The sequence below is a fragment of the Psychrobacter namhaensis genome (assembly GCF_016107545.1).
Lineage (GTDB): Bacteria > Pseudomonadota > Gammaproteobacteria > Pseudomonadales > Moraxellaceae > Psychrobacter > Psychrobacter namhaensis.
The window spans coordinates 238,178-253,858 of sequence record NZ_JABASS010000001.1; the positions used below are offsets into that span (position 1 = coordinate 238,178).

At 43.5% G+C, this 15,681-nt stretch carries 14 protein-coding genes; 8 read left to right on the forward strand and 6 right to left on the reverse strand.

Features of this window, described 5'->3' with window-relative positions; genetic code table 11:
- The first annotated feature begins 136 nt into the window (after positions 1 to 136).
- From pnuC to JFC06_RS00865, 3 genes are read left to right on the forward strand one after another with little or no spacing between them, the layout of a single operon-like run.
- A complete protein-coding gene (pnuC, locus tag JFC06_RS00855) occupies positions 137 to 898 on the forward strand; it encodes a nicotinamide riboside transporter PnuC (protein ID WP_198333607.1) in 762 nt (253 codons plus the stop codon).
- The gene (locus JFC06_RS00860) at positions 849 to 1,460 is read left to right on the forward strand and encodes an AAA family ATPase (protein WP_198333608.1); all 612 of its coding nucleotides are present in this window, start codon (positions 849 to 851) and stop codon (positions 1,458 to 1,460) included. Before pnuC ends, JFC06_RS00860 begins: the two co-directional genes overlap by 50 nt.
- Before the next feature lie 41 nt (positions 1,461 to 1,501).
- On the forward strand, positions 1,502 to 2,026 hold the full coding sequence (locus JFC06_RS00865) for a TIGR00645 family protein (protein WP_193004800.1): 525 nt from the start codon (positions 1,502 to 1,504) through the stop codon (positions 2,024 to 2,026).
- A gap of 37 nt (positions 2,027 to 2,063) precedes the next feature.
- Here JFC06_RS00865 and JFC06_RS00870 read toward each other — a convergent pair whose 3' ends face one another.
- A complete protein-coding gene (locus tag JFC06_RS00870) occupies positions 2,064 to 2,747 on the reverse strand; it encodes a DUF421 domain-containing protein (protein ID WP_198333609.1) in 684 nt (227 codons plus the stop codon).
- Positions 2,748 to 3,222: 475 nt separating this feature from the next.
- Here JFC06_RS00870 and JFC06_RS00875 point away from each other — a divergent pair, with 475 nt between their 5' ends.
- Positions 3,223 to 4,155, forward strand: a complete 933-nt coding sequence (locus JFC06_RS00875) for a DMT family transporter (RefSeq protein ID WP_198333610.1) — start codon at positions 3,223 to 3,225, stop codon at positions 4,153 to 4,155.
- On the opposite strand, the gene JFC06_RS00880 is transcribed toward JFC06_RS00875, so the two are convergent.
- The 3 genes from JFC06_RS00880 to JFC06_RS00890 form a co-directional block, all read right to left on the reverse strand.
- Complete coding sequence (locus JFC06_RS00880; RefSeq protein ID WP_198333611.1) at positions 4,149 to 4,577, reverse strand: BLUF domain-containing protein; 429 nt, start codon at positions 4,575 to 4,577, stop codon at positions 4,149 to 4,151. The genes JFC06_RS00875 and JFC06_RS00880 overlap by 7 nt on opposite strands.
- Before the next feature lie 39 nt (positions 4,578 to 4,616).
- Positions 4,617 to 5,144, reverse strand: a complete 528-nt coding sequence (locus tag JFC06_RS00885; RefSeq protein WP_227670222.1) for a BLUF domain-containing protein — start codon at positions 5,142 to 5,144, stop codon at positions 4,617 to 4,619.
- A gap of 417 nt (positions 5,145 to 5,561) precedes the next feature.
- The gene (locus JFC06_RS00890) at positions 5,562 to 6,497 is read right to left on the reverse strand and encodes a LysR family transcriptional regulator (RefSeq protein ID WP_198333612.1); all 936 of its coding nucleotides are present in this window, start codon (positions 6,495 to 6,497) and stop codon (positions 5,562 to 5,564) included.
- A gap of 97 nt (positions 6,498 to 6,594) precedes the next feature.
- On the opposite strand from JFC06_RS00890, the gene JFC06_RS00895 reads away from it, so the two are divergent.
- The 3 genes from JFC06_RS00895 to JFC06_RS00905 all read left to right on the forward strand — a co-directional run bounded on the left by JFC06_RS00895 (position 6,595) and on the right by JFC06_RS00905 (position 8,766).
- Positions 6,595 to 7,029: a DMT family transporter gene (locus JFC06_RS00895; protein ID WP_193004794.1), complete on the forward strand. Its 435-nt coding sequence runs from the start codon at positions 6,595 to 6,597 to the stop codon at positions 7,027 to 7,029.
- Between the two features lie 5 nt (positions 7,030 to 7,034).
- On the forward strand, positions 7,035 to 7,499 hold the full coding sequence (locus JFC06_RS00900; protein ID WP_193004793.1) for a DMT family transporter: 465 nt from the start codon (positions 7,035 to 7,037) through the stop codon (positions 7,497 to 7,499).
- 367 nt (positions 7,500 to 7,866) lie between these two features.
- Positions 7,867 to 8,766, forward strand: a complete 900-nt coding sequence (locus tag JFC06_RS00905) for a hypothetical protein (protein ID WP_198333613.1) — start codon at positions 7,867 to 7,869, stop codon at positions 8,764 to 8,766.
- Positions 8,767 to 8,967: 201 nt separating this feature from the next.
- Here the strand turns inward: JFC06_RS00905 and JFC06_RS00910 are convergent, their stop codons facing one another.
- Positions 8,968 to 10,512, reverse strand: coding sequence for an alanine/glycine:cation symporter family protein (locus tag JFC06_RS00910; RefSeq protein ID WP_198333614.1), 1,545 nt, complete (start codon positions 10,510 to 10,512; stop codon positions 8,968 to 8,970).
- A gap of 494 nt (positions 10,513 to 11,006) precedes the next feature.
- On the opposite strand from JFC06_RS00910, the gene JFC06_RS00915 reads away from it, so the two are divergent.
- Positions 11,007 to 11,225, forward strand: a complete 219-nt coding sequence (locus JFC06_RS00915; protein WP_193004790.1) for a hypothetical protein — start codon at positions 11,007 to 11,009, stop codon at positions 11,223 to 11,225.
- 147 nt (positions 11,226 to 11,372) lie between these two features.
- Here JFC06_RS00915 and hrpA read toward each other — a convergent pair whose 3' ends face one another.
- Positions 11,373 to 15,644 (reverse strand): ATP-dependent RNA helicase HrpA, encoded by a 4,272-nt coding sequence (hrpA, locus tag JFC06_RS00920; protein ID WP_227685550.1) that lies wholly within the window; start codon positions 15,642 to 15,644, stop codon positions 11,373 to 11,375.
- Positions 15,645 to 15,681 lie beyond the last annotated feature (37 nt).

Sequence of the window (15,681 nt, forward strand, 5' to 3'; positions counted from 1 at the left end):
AAGTAAAGACGGCCTCATTTTGGGGCATCTACGTTATAATTAGCGGTGGTTGACAGCAGCCTGAGTTCGAACACGTAACGTTCACTAAACGTTATGATCCACAAAACATAATCAATGCTCACATTTGGACATGCTAATGGCAGAAGTTCTTAACTGGTTGTTTGGTCAATACGCGGATTACTCCACTGTATTCATCGTACTTGAATTGGTTGCCGTGGTATTTGGCGTAGCAAGTGTCTTACTCGCCAGCAAGACCAATGTTTTAGTCTTTCCCGTAGGCTTAATCAGCACCGCTATCTTTGTTTATCTGCTATGGAAATGGCAGTTGTTTGGCGACATGTTTATCAACGCTTATTACACCATCATGAGTCTCTATGGTTGGGTGAATTGGTCGCAGAATAAGAAGAATAAAACGTACAAAAAATATCAAGATCACATAAACCCCACGGGCCAGCAACAAAATGAGTCATTAAAAAGCACTGATGGCCAACACACGATTCAAGTTGAACGTTTAAGCATAAAAGATATGCCGACATTGGCTGCCCTAGCCACTGCGACTATCGCTTTTGTCGCCTCCGTTTATTACTTTCGTCCAGTGATTAATAATGGCTTTAATTTCGATGGCGCCGCACTCGGCCTGCATCTGTTTACGTGGGTTGACTATACCGATATGCTAACCACAGCGCTTTTTTTGATGGCGATGTGGCTCATGGCGAGGCGCAAAATTGAGCACTGGTTACTGTGGATCATCGCTGATGCGATCTCCGTTCCTTTGTACTTTTATAAAGGTCTGACCTTTACGGCACTACAATACGTAATTTTCACTCTCATCGCAATTTGGGCTTATTATGAATGGCAACGCCGCTATCGCACCCAACCTCATACAGCATACGCCTAAATCCGTTATTACTGTCGCGGTATTAGGGGCAGAAAGTACTGGCAAGACCACGCTATGTCGCGACTTAGCCGCATACTTCGGTAGCCTGTGGGTGCCAGAGTACATGCGTCTTTACCTACAAGCAAAGTGGGATGACAAGCAGCTCACTTGTACATGGGATGACCTTCTCCCTATCGCGCAAGGTCAGATAGCGTTAGAGAACGAACTGGCCAAACAAGTGGCTCAAATGCCAAATGAAAACCGTTATTTATTTTGTGATACCAGTTTATTTGAGCTAATGGTATATGCCAATTGGTACTACGATGATTGTCCCGACGCGTTAACCCTTGCCGCGTTAACCCATCATTATGATTTGATAATATTGACCGACGTCGATACCCCGTGGGTCGCAGATGACTTGCGTGACAGTCCCCATCAGCGTGAAGAGATCAGTGCTTTTTTTGCCAGTCAGTTAACCAATCACCAACAGTCATTTTACTGTGTTGGCGGTGATAGAAGTGAAAGGGTGCAAAAAGTTGTTGAACGGCTTTCTAAAATGAATCAGTTACCCCGTGCTAAGTAGACGCTCCACCCTTTTACCTTCAACAACTTTAAGAGATGTCCATGCTAAAAAACCTTGAACGCTATCTAGAAAAAATGATATTCAATAGTCGCTGGATACTAGCCCCTTTTTATTTGGGGCTGGTTTTAGGGATTATTTTACTGTTTATCAAATTCGTCCAAAAACTATGGTATATGTTTGCTGATATCATCGTAGCCTCTGAAGCCAGTGTTATTGTGGATATACTGGTGCTGGTCGATATCTCATTGGTTGCCAGCTTGCTGCTTATTATTATCTTCAGTGGCTACGAGATTTTTGTCTCAAAAATTGATACAGGCACTCATGATGATCGCCCTAGCTGGATGGGGAAAGTTGATTTTTCTGGCCTAAAGCTAAAAGTCATCGGTGCCATCGTCGCTATTTCTGCTATTGATCTGTTAAAGTCGTTTATGGACATAACGAGTAAAATGGGCGAAGTTGATGCTGATAAGTTGATGTGGAAAGTGATTATTCACATGACTTTCGTAATATCTGGCTTGCTGTTTGCGGTCATGGATAAAGTGGTGGGCGATACCAAAAAGCACTAAGGCGACCCGCCATTTTATGACGCATTTACTCTATTTTCTATCTCACAATCTGACTATTTAATGCCTTAGCCCAATTCTTACACTGATTCTCACAACGTACACAGAGCTGGTTGGGCTCAGAGATATGCTCGACATAGCCACAATACATGCACGCATAACAAACGCCTGTTTCTATTTTTTCTACTGCTTGATACTGTTTGGGAAACAGTGGCAGACCATAGACCGTTTTTTTAGGTGGATACAGCAGCACACTAAAATTCCCATCTGTCTCTAACAATCCAGTACGTACTTGACCTAGGTGCTCGACCCCTTGTTGGCGCATTTCAGCAAAAAACTCATCATGTGACATCTTACCCTTTTTGATCTTCTCAAGCACCAGCATGCTATCCTCGACAATGTAAAGCGACTTTCCTTCCAAAAAATTTTCAATAGGCTGAAACTTCATCATTGCCCAAGTACACAGTCGATAAAGCAAGATAACGGTACTCATAATCAGTACCGCCTGAATAATAGGTAGATCCTCAGTAAACATGGGATCGCCTGCAATCGAACCCAGTGACAAAATGATAGTCAACTCAAAGATAGACAGTTGACGAACACCGCGCTTGCCGGTAAATCGTAAAAACGAAATAATGAGCACAAACATCACGGTGACGCGTATTAAGATTTCAACGGCAAACACCCAAGTCGTGTCATAAATAAAAATACTGGCCCAATCCATACTTCTATTTCCTATTTATCATTTTTGTCTGTGCTATTGCGTTTGGTACTAGTGGTTACTTTGAGCATTCAGCCATCCCAGCCTTCTTATCAAAAACCCAGTTATGATTGGGTCAACTTAAGAGAAGATTTTTGCAGCCAATCCGGCAATGTAGGTTTTGTTGTGAGACAATCAGTCACTGAATTTTTAGCAGGACAACTACCGTTCATTAAATAAAAAAAGCACACTTATTATAATGTACTTCTAGGAACGTCTTTTTTTGCGTGCTGTGTCGTTACTAACAATTGCTAACAGAGGCTGCGAAATTTTATCCTAGCAGCACTGTATTTACTTTATAGTGGAGAAGCTATATCAGCTTTGCTCACAAGCAAGCTGCTTTGATAGCAGCAGCGCATCTGAGAGAGCAATGAGCGGTTCAAGGCCAGTTCTTGACCATTTTATTTGAAAAACTGCTTACCAATTGTAGGAATTATTTTTGAAAGCCACGTTTTATATCGTTATTGCGTTACTCGCCTTTGCCGCAAACTCTTTGTTTTGTAGGATGGCGTTGGCAGAGGGCTATATAGATGCATGGGGCTTTACTATTATTCGCCTAATGAGCGCCGCTGTTTGTTTGGGCGTTATCATGACGCTTCATGCCTACCGTTTGCGATCCCAAGCAGTAAAGTACAGTAATACCGATCGTGAGGCTCTGTTAAACGATAAAGGCAGTTGGTTGAGTAGCTTCAGCCTAGTAGTGTACGCATTGTGCTTTTCGCTTGCCTACGTGGCGCTTGATACTGGTACAGGGGCGCTGATTTTGTTTTCGGCCGTTCAGCTCACCATGATCGGCTGGGGCATCTATAAAAAAGAGCAATTAAGCACATTGCAATGGCTGGCATTTTTTGTAGCTGTGGCAGGTTTTATTTACTTAATGCTACCATCAGTGGCAGCACCTTCACTATTAGCAGCGACACTCATGGCGGTAAGCGGTGTGGCGTGGGGAGTATATAGCATACGCGGCAAGTCATGTATCTCTCCGCTACGAGCCACCGGTTTCAACTTTGTCAGAAGCCTTGTGGCCGTTCCGATCCTGCTCATCGTGGGGATATATTTAAATAACACAGGCGTGACTAACAGTCATTTAGAGAGTATAACCACCAAGGGTATCGTACTGGCGTGTGCCTCGGGGGCGATCGCATCTGGTATGGGCTATAGTATCTGGTATATGGCAATGCCGTTATTAAAAAACACACAAGCCGCGATTGTACAACTGTGCGTGCCTGTACTTGCCGCCTTACTCGGGGTGGCTTTTTTGTCTGAGCCACTCACTGTACCGTTTGTGGTGGCAAGTGCGATCATCTTAGGAGCCGTTTTGGTGTTTATTTTGAATAAAGACACACCAAAAGCATACGACCCTCGTTACTGACTCAACTCACTCATCAAACCCCGTACGGATTCAGCACTCAGTAAGTAGGGATTAAATTTGACAGTCGTCGAGTATTTAAGATAAAGCGCGGCATTTTCTTTGGTTGGAGAGGCATAATTCATCGCCCATCTAGACCACTCTCTACATCTCAATTCACGTGTTTCAATCAGCTGTAGATCATAATGCCGCTGATCGGCAATCAAAGCATCCAACAAGTGATTAATCTGTGCTCTCGATCCTTCAATGGTTTGTAAAAAATAGTTGTTATTAAAAATCAGCATGCCAGTAATGGCGTTAACCGTATTATTTGCTTGTGCCTGTTGCAAAATTGCACTGAACTCTTCCGCTGACATATCTGGGTTTGCCCGGCTAACGTAGGTCATACTGACCAAAATATGGGGCTCCAAAGTAGTGTTCGTCATATCTCATCTCTCATATAAATTGTATTCAACCCAACCGCGTTATTGAAAGCTAAGATCTGTTGTCGCAGATGTGCGCTGTTCTTGAATTTCCGATAGTGTCTCAATGAAATTCACGATTTGTGAGGTGCTCATTAGATAAGGGTTAAAATCCTTACCCGCTGAGAATTTGCGCACATGTTCTGTATCCTGCTCACTTGGGGTTAAATGTTTCATTGACCACTTACTCCAGCGCCGCTGCTCAATCTCAGTACACTCAATAACTTGCAACGAAAAGTGCCGATCGTCATTAACCAGCTTTCTTAACAGCTCGTTAATGACAGGTCTTGCCCCTTCAATGCTCTGGATAAAGAAGTCCTCATTGATGATTAAAGCGCCAGTAATTCCGTTACGCTCATTATTGCACTGCGCCTGTGCAAGGATACGCGTCACTTCGATATTCTTATTATCGGGGTTATGACGGCTAATATAGGTCAAACGTAGGATGATACGCTCGCCTTGTTGCCTGTTTGAGGTTTGTTTTTCTGAAAGCTCAGCCAGCTCCATAGGATACTCCGATTGATTGGCCACACTTTGATTGTACAATACCGCCAAAGCACAGCTGTGATCAAAAATGCGTCACTCAGCCCACATAGTAGGACGGCGCGGGTGGCGTTGTGGCCCATTGCCCAAGAAATTTTGACGCTTGATACACTAGGCATAAAATTTTTATTTGCTTCACACTGATTTAAAAAAAGTCCAAAATCGGTTTTGCCAATTTGACTTGTTAAACCAGAGGACGGCTTAACAAAGGTTATTCAATCATTTTTAATAAGTTTTTTATCTTTTTCAAGCACCTTACAGTAACACTGGTAAGTACCGTTATAGTTAGCCGCCCTGCTGACTGAGTGACTTATTGATAATTTTTATGTGTTTTTCTTCCCAAACACAACGCACGGCTACTACTGATGGTCATTAGCATACTTATCACTATCCAAATACACAGTTTTAAATAAGCTGCCAATACAGTGGCTCACCGTAAACCTGAGCGAAATAATCAATCAACGTTCTGACATTGAGAGAAACGTGGCGTGTATTAGGATAAATGGCGGCGATGTGTTGAGGCGTTGTTTTCACAGCGGCATTGTAATCAGGCAGTACCTTCACTAACGTGCCATCTTTTAGATGATCACCGATCAACCAATCCGGAAAAAGCACAATCCCCATACCTTTGAGTGCGGACACTAGCAATGATTCTGCATTATTGGACATCAGTAAAGCAGGTGCTAAGTAAGATACCCATTCTTCATCTTTTGCCTGAAAGAGCCAACGATTGGGTCCTGTTGAGCCTTTATATACCAAACACTTATGATGCATTAAATCTGCTGGTGTTTGCAGTTTACCGTTTTTGTTTATGTACTCTGAGGAAGCGGCGAGATGATAGGTTTGCGTGCCAAAAATACGCGCATGAAAAGCCGAGTCGTCCAATGTCCCGATCCGAAAAATGACGTCTGTTGCATAGTGATGCGGGTCAATAAAATCATCGGTCAACGTCAACTCTATCTGCAGTTTAGGATATTGGGTACTAAGCTGAGGTAGCCAAGGTGCGATGTGGCGTTGTCCAAAATAGACGGGTGCATTGATTCTTATTAGTCCTCCCGGTTCTAACGTTCTATCTTGAAGCGCCGTTTGGGCGGCATTCATACTCTCGGTCATGGAGTGTGCATAAATCATAAACACACGACCCGCTTCGGTAGGAATAACAGCGCGTGTATTACGATAAAAAAGCTGCTGCCCCAACGAGTCTTCCAACTGTTTGATGATACGTGACACTTTAGAAGCAGATACCCCTTCTTTTCGAGCCACCACCGAAAAGCTCTGGGCATTAAAAACGCTGATATAAAAAAGTAAGGTTTTTATGCTGATATTATCTACTGTGTTCATTTGTGCAACTTATGCAAAGGTGATTTCTACATTGTAGCGTTTTTTATGGGGAGAAGCTGTTGTAGACTACCCAGTCTTGCTTATTAGGGTTGTTTTCATGCAAATATTGTTAGTACTTATTGTTATTTTAGGAGGCATGGGATTGTCTGTGGAAGCAGGCTTACTTGGACCTTTAGGGAGTCAAGTTGGGGAGCTGTGGGCGACATTGAGTATTTTTGGTGTTGGGGCGGCTCTGACTTTCTTTTTAATGTTGTTTTTTAGTCCAAGAGACAGCCCGTCATTTTTCTCACAACCTCCCCTACTGCTAGTTGGTGGCATTTTAGGCCCTATTTACGTTGTGATATTAACGGTAGTGACACCCGTTATTGGGATCGCGATGACCATGATTGGCATTCTGGCTGGGCAAGTCTCTAAGAGCTTGATCATAGACCACTACGGGTTATTTGGAACCACTGAACGAAAAATAGACAATAAGAGGATTATTGCTTTATTTTTCATTATTGCGGCACTTTTTTTTATGGCTCAGGGGTAAAACACATGACACTTATATTGATGGTCATCCTAGCAATCATTGGCGGTGCGACCTTAAGTGTACAAGCAGCGTTAAATGGACGCCTTGGCGGCAACGTTGGCGTATTCAAAAGTGCGTTTCTCACTTTTTCTGTGGGCGCGGTAGTAACATCCTTGCTTATATTCTTCTTTGAACCTAATCATACTGTTACCTTAATGGATGTACCAAAATGGCAGCTGCTAGGGGCGCTGTGCGGCGTCCCTTATATTGTCATTATGGTGGTGGCAGTACAGCGTATCGGTACTGCTGTGGCAACCGTGGCAGTCATCTTTGGACAGCTGTGCATGAGCGTGCTAATCGATAATTTTGGCTGGTTAGGTAATGAAGCAATCCATCTATCAGGCAGTCGTATCAGTGCGTTAGTGTGTCTCGCAATTGCGCTTTACTTCATTCACTCTAGTAGTAAGTCTGTAGCACAAAACGCTCAATAGTATGGCCTACACTTACTGAGCCACTTAGTGGCAGGCTGAATAAATATTCATCGCCTTTACCTAAGAACTGTTAAGAAAGGTCACATAATCCATTTAAAATAAAATAGCGCCTATGGCTTGCACGGTTATACGGTAGCACTTGCACCTATCAATAAAAAACCATTTATTTCAACAACTTAGTCATACAACTATCAAGCATGACAGCGGTGATAATGACTGACTTTCACATTTAACCTCTTAAATATAATGTCGAAAAACTGAGCTATCGTCTCATATATTTACATTAATACACTGAATAAAAAAAGCGACTGGCTTAGTATCAAGTATCGACATCTTCCAATAAATAACATAAAGAGGGCTATAAGATATGTCAAATAATTCCCCAAATAATAACGTAGAGAATGAGTCAACAGAGACCCCTAACAACGATGCTGTAACGTCTGTAGAAGTTTTAAAAGGTGATGACGTCATTTCTGACGACGATAAATCTGACAAAAACGATAAGTCTGACAAAAACGATAAGTCTGATAAAGACAATAAGTCTGATAAAGACAATAAGTCTGATAAAGACAATAAGTCTGATAAAGACAATAAGTCTGATAAAGACAATAAGTCTGATAAAGACGATAAGTCTGATAAAGACGATAAGTCTGATAAAGACGATAAGTCTGAGAAAGACGATAAGTCTGATAAAGACGATAAGTCTGATAAAGACGATAAGTCTGAGAAAGATGATAAGTCTGATAAAGACGGTAAGTCTGATAAAGACGGTAAGTCTGATAAAGACGGTAAGTCTGATAAAGACGGTAAGTCTGATAAAGACGGTAAGTCTGATAAAGACGGTAAGTCTGATAAAGACGGTAAGTCTGATAAAGACGATAACAGCGTCACGATAGCCAACATTTACCAATGGGCGTCTAAGCTTAAAGATGAAATTATGTCAGATAAAAACGGTAAATCTGATAAAGAGGACAAATCCGGTAAAGACGATAAGTACGGGGCGATGGTAACAAATATCTATCAATGGGCTTCTAAACTTAAAGATGAATTTAAGTCTGACGCTTCTAACGTGACCCACGACGTTTCTGAAAAAGCGGTTGCCTTAATACTCAATAAACTTTTAGAGGGCGTAGATGCGGAGCTGGAAGCTTTTGACAAAAAAGTAGAAGACTCTAAAGAATCAGTAGAGAATGCTGAGGAAAAACGCCGTAAGATGACTGATAGAAAAGAAAAGTATCAAAGCATGATCGAGCAGCTAGAAAGCTAGCCCGTCATTTACCTAGTAAATTTTATAGGTTCATCGATCCCGTGTTAGAGGTTGGAGTCAAACCTCTAACACGGGGTTTTTATTTGTTTAATGGACATAGATTGGCTAAGAGCAGGGGCACCACCAAGCGAGCTAGAGAGATTATAAATAAGCTCCCCCGCTAGTGCATCTCTCATCATACGATTGGAGCAATCTCATTTATTAAGAGTTCTTGTATAACGCCTCTTCTTTTAAGGCTTGCTTTTCTTTTAAGTGCCGCTCCTCCCAATAGGAGGCATTTTTAACACCGATTTTTATGGGATCAAAAGTGTAAGTTTTTACCCCTGCTTTACGCTGCGCTTCATAATCTCTAAGCGCTTTTATAGCGGGACGTGCCATAAAGAAAATAACTAAGATGCCGACGATGTTCAACCAAGCAATAAGGCCCACTCCGATATCGCCAATCGCCCAAATATAGCCTGCTGAGTTGAGGGCGCCATAAGCAATCATTACCATCATTAGTACTTTCACAAAAAATAGACCGACTTTATTGGCTTTAGGGCCAATGAAGCGAGTCAAATAGACAACGTTGACTTCCGCAATATAGTAGTTGGCCAAAATGGTAGTAAATGCAAAGAAAAACACGGCTATAGCGATAAAAATATTGCCAAAAGCCCCATATAAGGACTCCATCGCCAGCTGCGTAAAGGCGGGTGAATTAATCTCAGTGCCAGCGACGACATTTTGTACCACATATTGCCCATCAGATAGTGTGCCTTGGACATTGTAAGTGCCCATGGTCAAAATCATAAACGCCGTTGCAGAACAGACCAATAAAGTATCAATATAGACTGAAAATGATTGAACCAAACCTTGCTGCGCTGGATGGTCAACCTCCGCCGCCGCCGCTGCGTGCGGGCTTGTACCTTGACCTGCTTCACTTGAATACACACCGCGTTTAACACCCCAACCAATTGCTGCTCCTAATCCTGCTTGCGCGGTAAAGGCATCGCTGATAATCAGTCCAAATACCTGTGGGATCATCCCAAAATTGCTTATCATAATAATCAAGGCTAACACCATGTAGCCGATCGCCATAAAAGGCACCACAAGCTCGGTCACGGTAGCAATGCGTTTAACCCCACCGAAAATAATGATGCCAAAAACCACCAAAATCATCGCTAGTGCGCTTAACCGTGTGGTACCCACCTCTTTACCTAAAATATTTATGGACGCGCCTTCTCCCACGACCTGAGTCACGGCATTGACCACGCCATTCGCCTGAATACCAGGTAAGAACATACTTAAAGCAATCAGGGCCGCAATGGCAAAAATGACGCCATACCAGCGCTGGCCGAGTACACGCTCAAAATAGTAGGCAGGCCCGCCACGGTATTGGCCCGTATTGACGTCTTTTTCTTTGTATATCTGGGCGAGTGTCGATTCGACGTAGGCGGTAGAAGCTCCTAAGAAACCCACCACCCACATCCAAAATACTGCACCTGGTCCACCAAAACCAATGGCTGCCGCTACCCCTGCGATGTTTCCCATACCGACGCGTCCAGCCAAAGATAAGGTTAAAGCTTGAAAGGACGAGATGCCATCAACACTGGCCTTCCCTTTGAATATCAAACGTAACATTTCACCAAATAGCCGCACTTGCGCAAAACGCGTCATGATGGAGTAAAACAGGCCAGCTCCTAAACATAGATAGATTAGGGCTGAGCTCCAAATAATTCCGTTTACTGTACCAACTAGTCCTTCCATAGATGTATTCCTAAAACGTTCTCAAGGCGGTATTTATACTTTTGTACTGTTGGGTCTAATGTCTTTTATATCAAAACTATAAGCGTTTAACTGTAAAGTATCACACTAAAGTTTAATAAACTTGTTGGTTTAATGGGTTATAGCCGTGTGTGTCTTTATAAAAATGATGTATTTATTATTCCTTAGGCTATTTTAAAATCGATTATAAAAATATTTTTAGACCATCAAACTGTAGGCAAACCATTTACAAAATATTTTTAGTGAAAAATAGTTGACTTAATTAATATATTCGTTATATAACATATATAGTATTTACTATTTCGAATTTATTGGATTGCTCTGCTCTCTACGTGCGATCGCAACGAGATCTGTGAGGAATGAATATGAGACATTTAAGTTATACTCTCAAGTGCTGGGCATTAGGGGTCACTTTTTTCTTAGTGTTTTACTTTACAGTTCTCGTGAGCGATCCTGGTTTTAGCAAGTACATTTACATGTTAGCGTTAAGTACCTTACTGTTCCCCATTGCCAAGCACGCAATCGATGTAGTGACCGATTTTTTTACACCAGATACCGTACTGTTTGATGGGTTGTTACCCGCGTTACTGATTAACACTGTGATCTGGATACTCACACCCTTTATTGTGATACTAACAGTGATTGCATTTATCCTTTATAGCATGGGTATACTGACTGAAAATATCAGGCAATAACGCTTTCAAATAAAAAGGGCTGGATCAGCAATCGCTAATCCAGCCCTTGTCCCATTTAGATGCTAATGGTCCTTTATCATAAGCTTAAAACAGTGTGAATAACGCCTGCTCTAACCTACCATAAAAGCACCAAAATACTTTCCTACTTTAACTGACCTTATCCCACATCTTGCTGAGGCGCTTAGGGGATACTGCCATACGAGTTTTCATTGGCTGGGCAAACAATTGAATACGATATTCCTCCACCATCCAACGATATTCACTGATGGCATCTTTGTCCGCCCGTCCTGCTAGCCGCTCCATATGTAAGTCCAGCGCATAGACACCATCAAGATCAGCATCCAGATTATGCTCAAGGCGCTCAAGACGAATCTCTAGCGCTTCAAGATAGCGTGGATATTGTTGCCAATGGCTATAATCCATCCGATAAACAAAGTTAGCCAAATGCAGATCTTCTAACTGATCTTCAATATCCTCGATAGACTCACCGAAGATCTCCCGATCAAGCATCAATAACCCTTGGCGTATACGTTGCCAACGGGTATAGACGTTTTTGAGCGTTTTTATGACACCTTGACCAGTCAATAGGAAGTTACTAGCCACCACTTCTAAAGTTTGTGCATACTCCTCAGTGGTAAACGGTAGCTCCTCCGCCAAACCCACAGCCATGCTATCGGCGCTTTCAGGCAAGTCGGTGCTATGATCAAACAACACATAGTGCTCTTCGAGCGCAGCATCTAACGTCGCATCAATGATAATAGTTTTGAGCTTGTCCATATCACCAAGTGGCGCAAACGCTAATTTGAATATCTTATCAACTTGGCTGGTCAACTGTTTTTTCTTCGCCCCAAGCTTGCCTTTGATTAAGGTTAACACCCCAACACGGTGCGCCTGTAACGCGGCATTGACATCCGTGTATTGATGAATAGACACGGCGTCCCCTGCCTCATCAGCGACTAGAGCCGCAAACTGCTTCATCACGACACCCGCGCTGTGATGATTTTTACTAAAGGCAAAATGCTCAGGGAATTCTGTATGCACGCCTTGCTGCTCATTCACTGCTTGACTGGTCTCAGACGCATGACGAATCTGGAGCGTTTGTAGATCACGGCCTTTTTCGATGATGCGATTTTTATCATCGACTACGCAGATTTGTGGCTGTAAGTAACGGTCAATACTAGCCGGATTAAAACTCTCTGGCGTCACTGACATAATACCGCGACGGTTTAGCGCTTGGCACAATTGTTTTAGCAAGCCATGACCACCAGCCGGCTGTAGCTCGTCAAACAAGCTGTCAGCCGTATCAGGAATGGGGACGATTTGACGGCGAATGTCTTTCGGTAATGATTTGAGCAGCTGCAGCACCAGCTCATAGCGCCATCCAGGCACACCCCATAACAGCTCGATAGCATCAAGCTGCGGTAACGCGGCAAGTGGCACCCGAATAGTCACGCCATCATCATCACTAGCCGGATCGAACACATAACGCAGGGGCAATTTTAAATCACCCAACTTCCATACCTCGGGAAACTCGCCCGTGGTCGGAGCTTGGCTGTTTAACACATCTTCATCGGTAAAGAATAGATGCTTAGTATCCGTCTTTTCTACCTCAGCACGCCAGTCTTCAAAGGCTTTACGGCTGGCAATATGAGCCGGAATTTTTTTATCATAAAACTGATACAGTGATTCTTCATCGACCAATAAATCACGGCGGCGCAATTTATCTTCAATGCGCTCAATGTCCGCGATTTTATCCATATTATGCTGTAAAAATGGCGCTTGACGCCCCAAATTACCCGTCACCAGACCATCACGAATAAAGATTTCTCGTGATTCACTTAGGTTGACTTGCTCATAGTTGGTCAGCTGCTTACTGACAATAATGAGACCAAACAAACTAATCTGGGCGTAAGCTTTGACACGGCCTGTCTTCTTCGACCAATGCGGCTCAAAGTAGTGATATTTTAGTAAGTTACCGGCGGCTGAGATGATCCACTCAGGTTCAATCTTAGCCACCGTACGCATAAAGACTTGTGAGGTTTCGACCATCTCAAACGCCATCACCCAAGGCGGCGTTTGTTTAAACACCGTACTGGCTGGGAATATTTTGGCTTTTTGTTGACGCGCGGCTAAATACTCACCGCGATTTTCAGTTTTATGCGCGATAATGGACAATAAACCCGTTAACAGTGCTCGGTGCAAATTAGCATACTTAACAGCCCGAAGCTCTTCATCTTCAATTGCCGTAGGATCACTCGTTGTCGCTTCAATGGAGGCATTTTTCGCATGGGCTTTATCAGTATTTTTTGCATCGCTCACATCGGTCAGCTTAAGCTCAGTCACCATTTGTACCAGCTGACGATGGGTCTGATGCCATTCGCGCACCCGCGGAAAACTCAGATAGTTTTTCTTCGCAAATTGCTTACGCTGATTGCCAGACAACTTATTGCCATCTTCATCCTTTTCAAACAGTGCTTTCCACAAACTTAAATAAAACAAGAAGTCAGAGTCATCTTGACGGAAAACCGCATGTTTTTGATCGGCCTGCGTGCGCTTATTGGCGGGGCGCTCGCGTGGGTCTTGTACGGCAAGCGCGGCAACCACAATAAGCATCTCACGAATACAGTCAAAATCAGAGCCAGCGACCAGCATACGTGCCAGCCTTGGATCGATAGGCATACGTGCCATTTGTTGACCGATACGAGTCAGACGCAAGTGATCTAAACCCTTTTTCGATTTGGGCTTGGCATTTTGATTGGCAGGCGCAGAGTCGTTTTTTACTGTAATCGCGCCCAGCTCATCAAGCAGTTTATGGCCGTCCGTGACTAAGCGGCTATCTGGCGGCTCAATAAATTCAAAATCATCAACGCTACCGAGGCGCAGATTGGCCATCTGTAGAATGACAGACGCTAAGTTGGTTCGTAGAATCTCCGGCTCTGTAAATTCAGGGCGACCACTAAAGTCTTCTTCACTATACAGACGAATACAAACGCCAGGCGCGACACGACCACAGCGACCTTTACGTTGATTGGCCGCCGCTTGTGAAATCGCTTCAATCGGCAAACGTTGCACGCGTGAGCGATACGAGTAACGTGAAATTCGCGCAAATCCCAAATCAATTACATAGCGAATACCCGGTACCGTCAACGCAGTTTCGGCCACGTTGGTGGCGATAACAATACGCCGACCACGACCTGAGGGCTGAAAAATGCGCTGCTGCTCTTCATACGTCTGCCGAGCAAACAGTGGTAGTACTTCTGTGTGTTTGGGTCCATGGCGCACCAGCACGTCTTGTAACTCGCGAATCTCAGCTTCGGTCGCCGCAAATATCAAAATATCGGCTTGATCGGCATGCCCTTTGTTTTGCGCGTCACTAAAACACTCATCGACCGCTGCCACCACTGCACGGGGTAAATTATCCTCAAAATCATCATAGCTGTCATCGTCTGAGCTGGTCACAGGCTCATCGGTGAGTGGACGATAACGAACTTCTACCGGAAAGCTGCGGCCTTCAACATTAAAGATTGGCGCAGGTATCTGACGTTTTAGCTTGGCATCATAGCAGCTAAAATATTCACTGAAACGCTTGGTATCAAGGGTGGCTGACGTAATAATGACTTTTAAATCAGGGCGCTTGGGTAGCATTTTTTTGAGATAACCCATGATAAAGTCAATGTTTAAGCTACGCTCATGGGCTTCATCAATAATGATGGTGTCATATTTACTTAAGAAACGATCGTGCCCCAACTCCGCGAGCAAGATACCATCGGTCATCAGCTTAACAACGGATTGTGCTGACCCTTGCTCATTAAAGCGAATCTTAAAGCTGACGGTATTACCTAATGGCTCGCCCAGCTCTTCTGCAATTCGGTTGGCAACACTACGCGCGGCCAATCTACGCGGCTGCGTATGCCCTATTTGTCCTGTGATCCCGCGTCCTGCCAGCATCGCAAGCTTTGGTAACTGCGTCGTTTTACCAGAGCCCGTCTCACCTGCGACAATGATGACTTGATTATCAATGATGGCTTGTACCAAATCATCGGCACGCTGACTAACAGGCAAATCAAGGTTTAATTTGGCCGGTAAGTCGCTTGGGATACTCTCAATACGTGCCTGCACCGCTTGTTGTGAGCGGGTTTTGATCTTGTCATACTGCGCGCGTTTTTTTGCAAGTATCTCATCGGTTTTATTGTTTTTCTGATCAGATTCGTGATTGGATTTTTTATTTTTGGCGACAGCACCACGCGCCAACTCGCGCTCAAGACGGCTTAGATAATAGCTGTCTTTAGCCAGCACTGGTAAATCAGTCGTATCACTTAAAGAGGTTTTTTCATCGTTTGTTGTTGCTGATTTTGCAGTATCATGATTTTCAACGACAGTAGATGTTTCTAAGTTTGTATTCTTGGAAGTATTGGGCATATTTACTTAGGCTATTTATTATTTAGAAGTGGTTAGA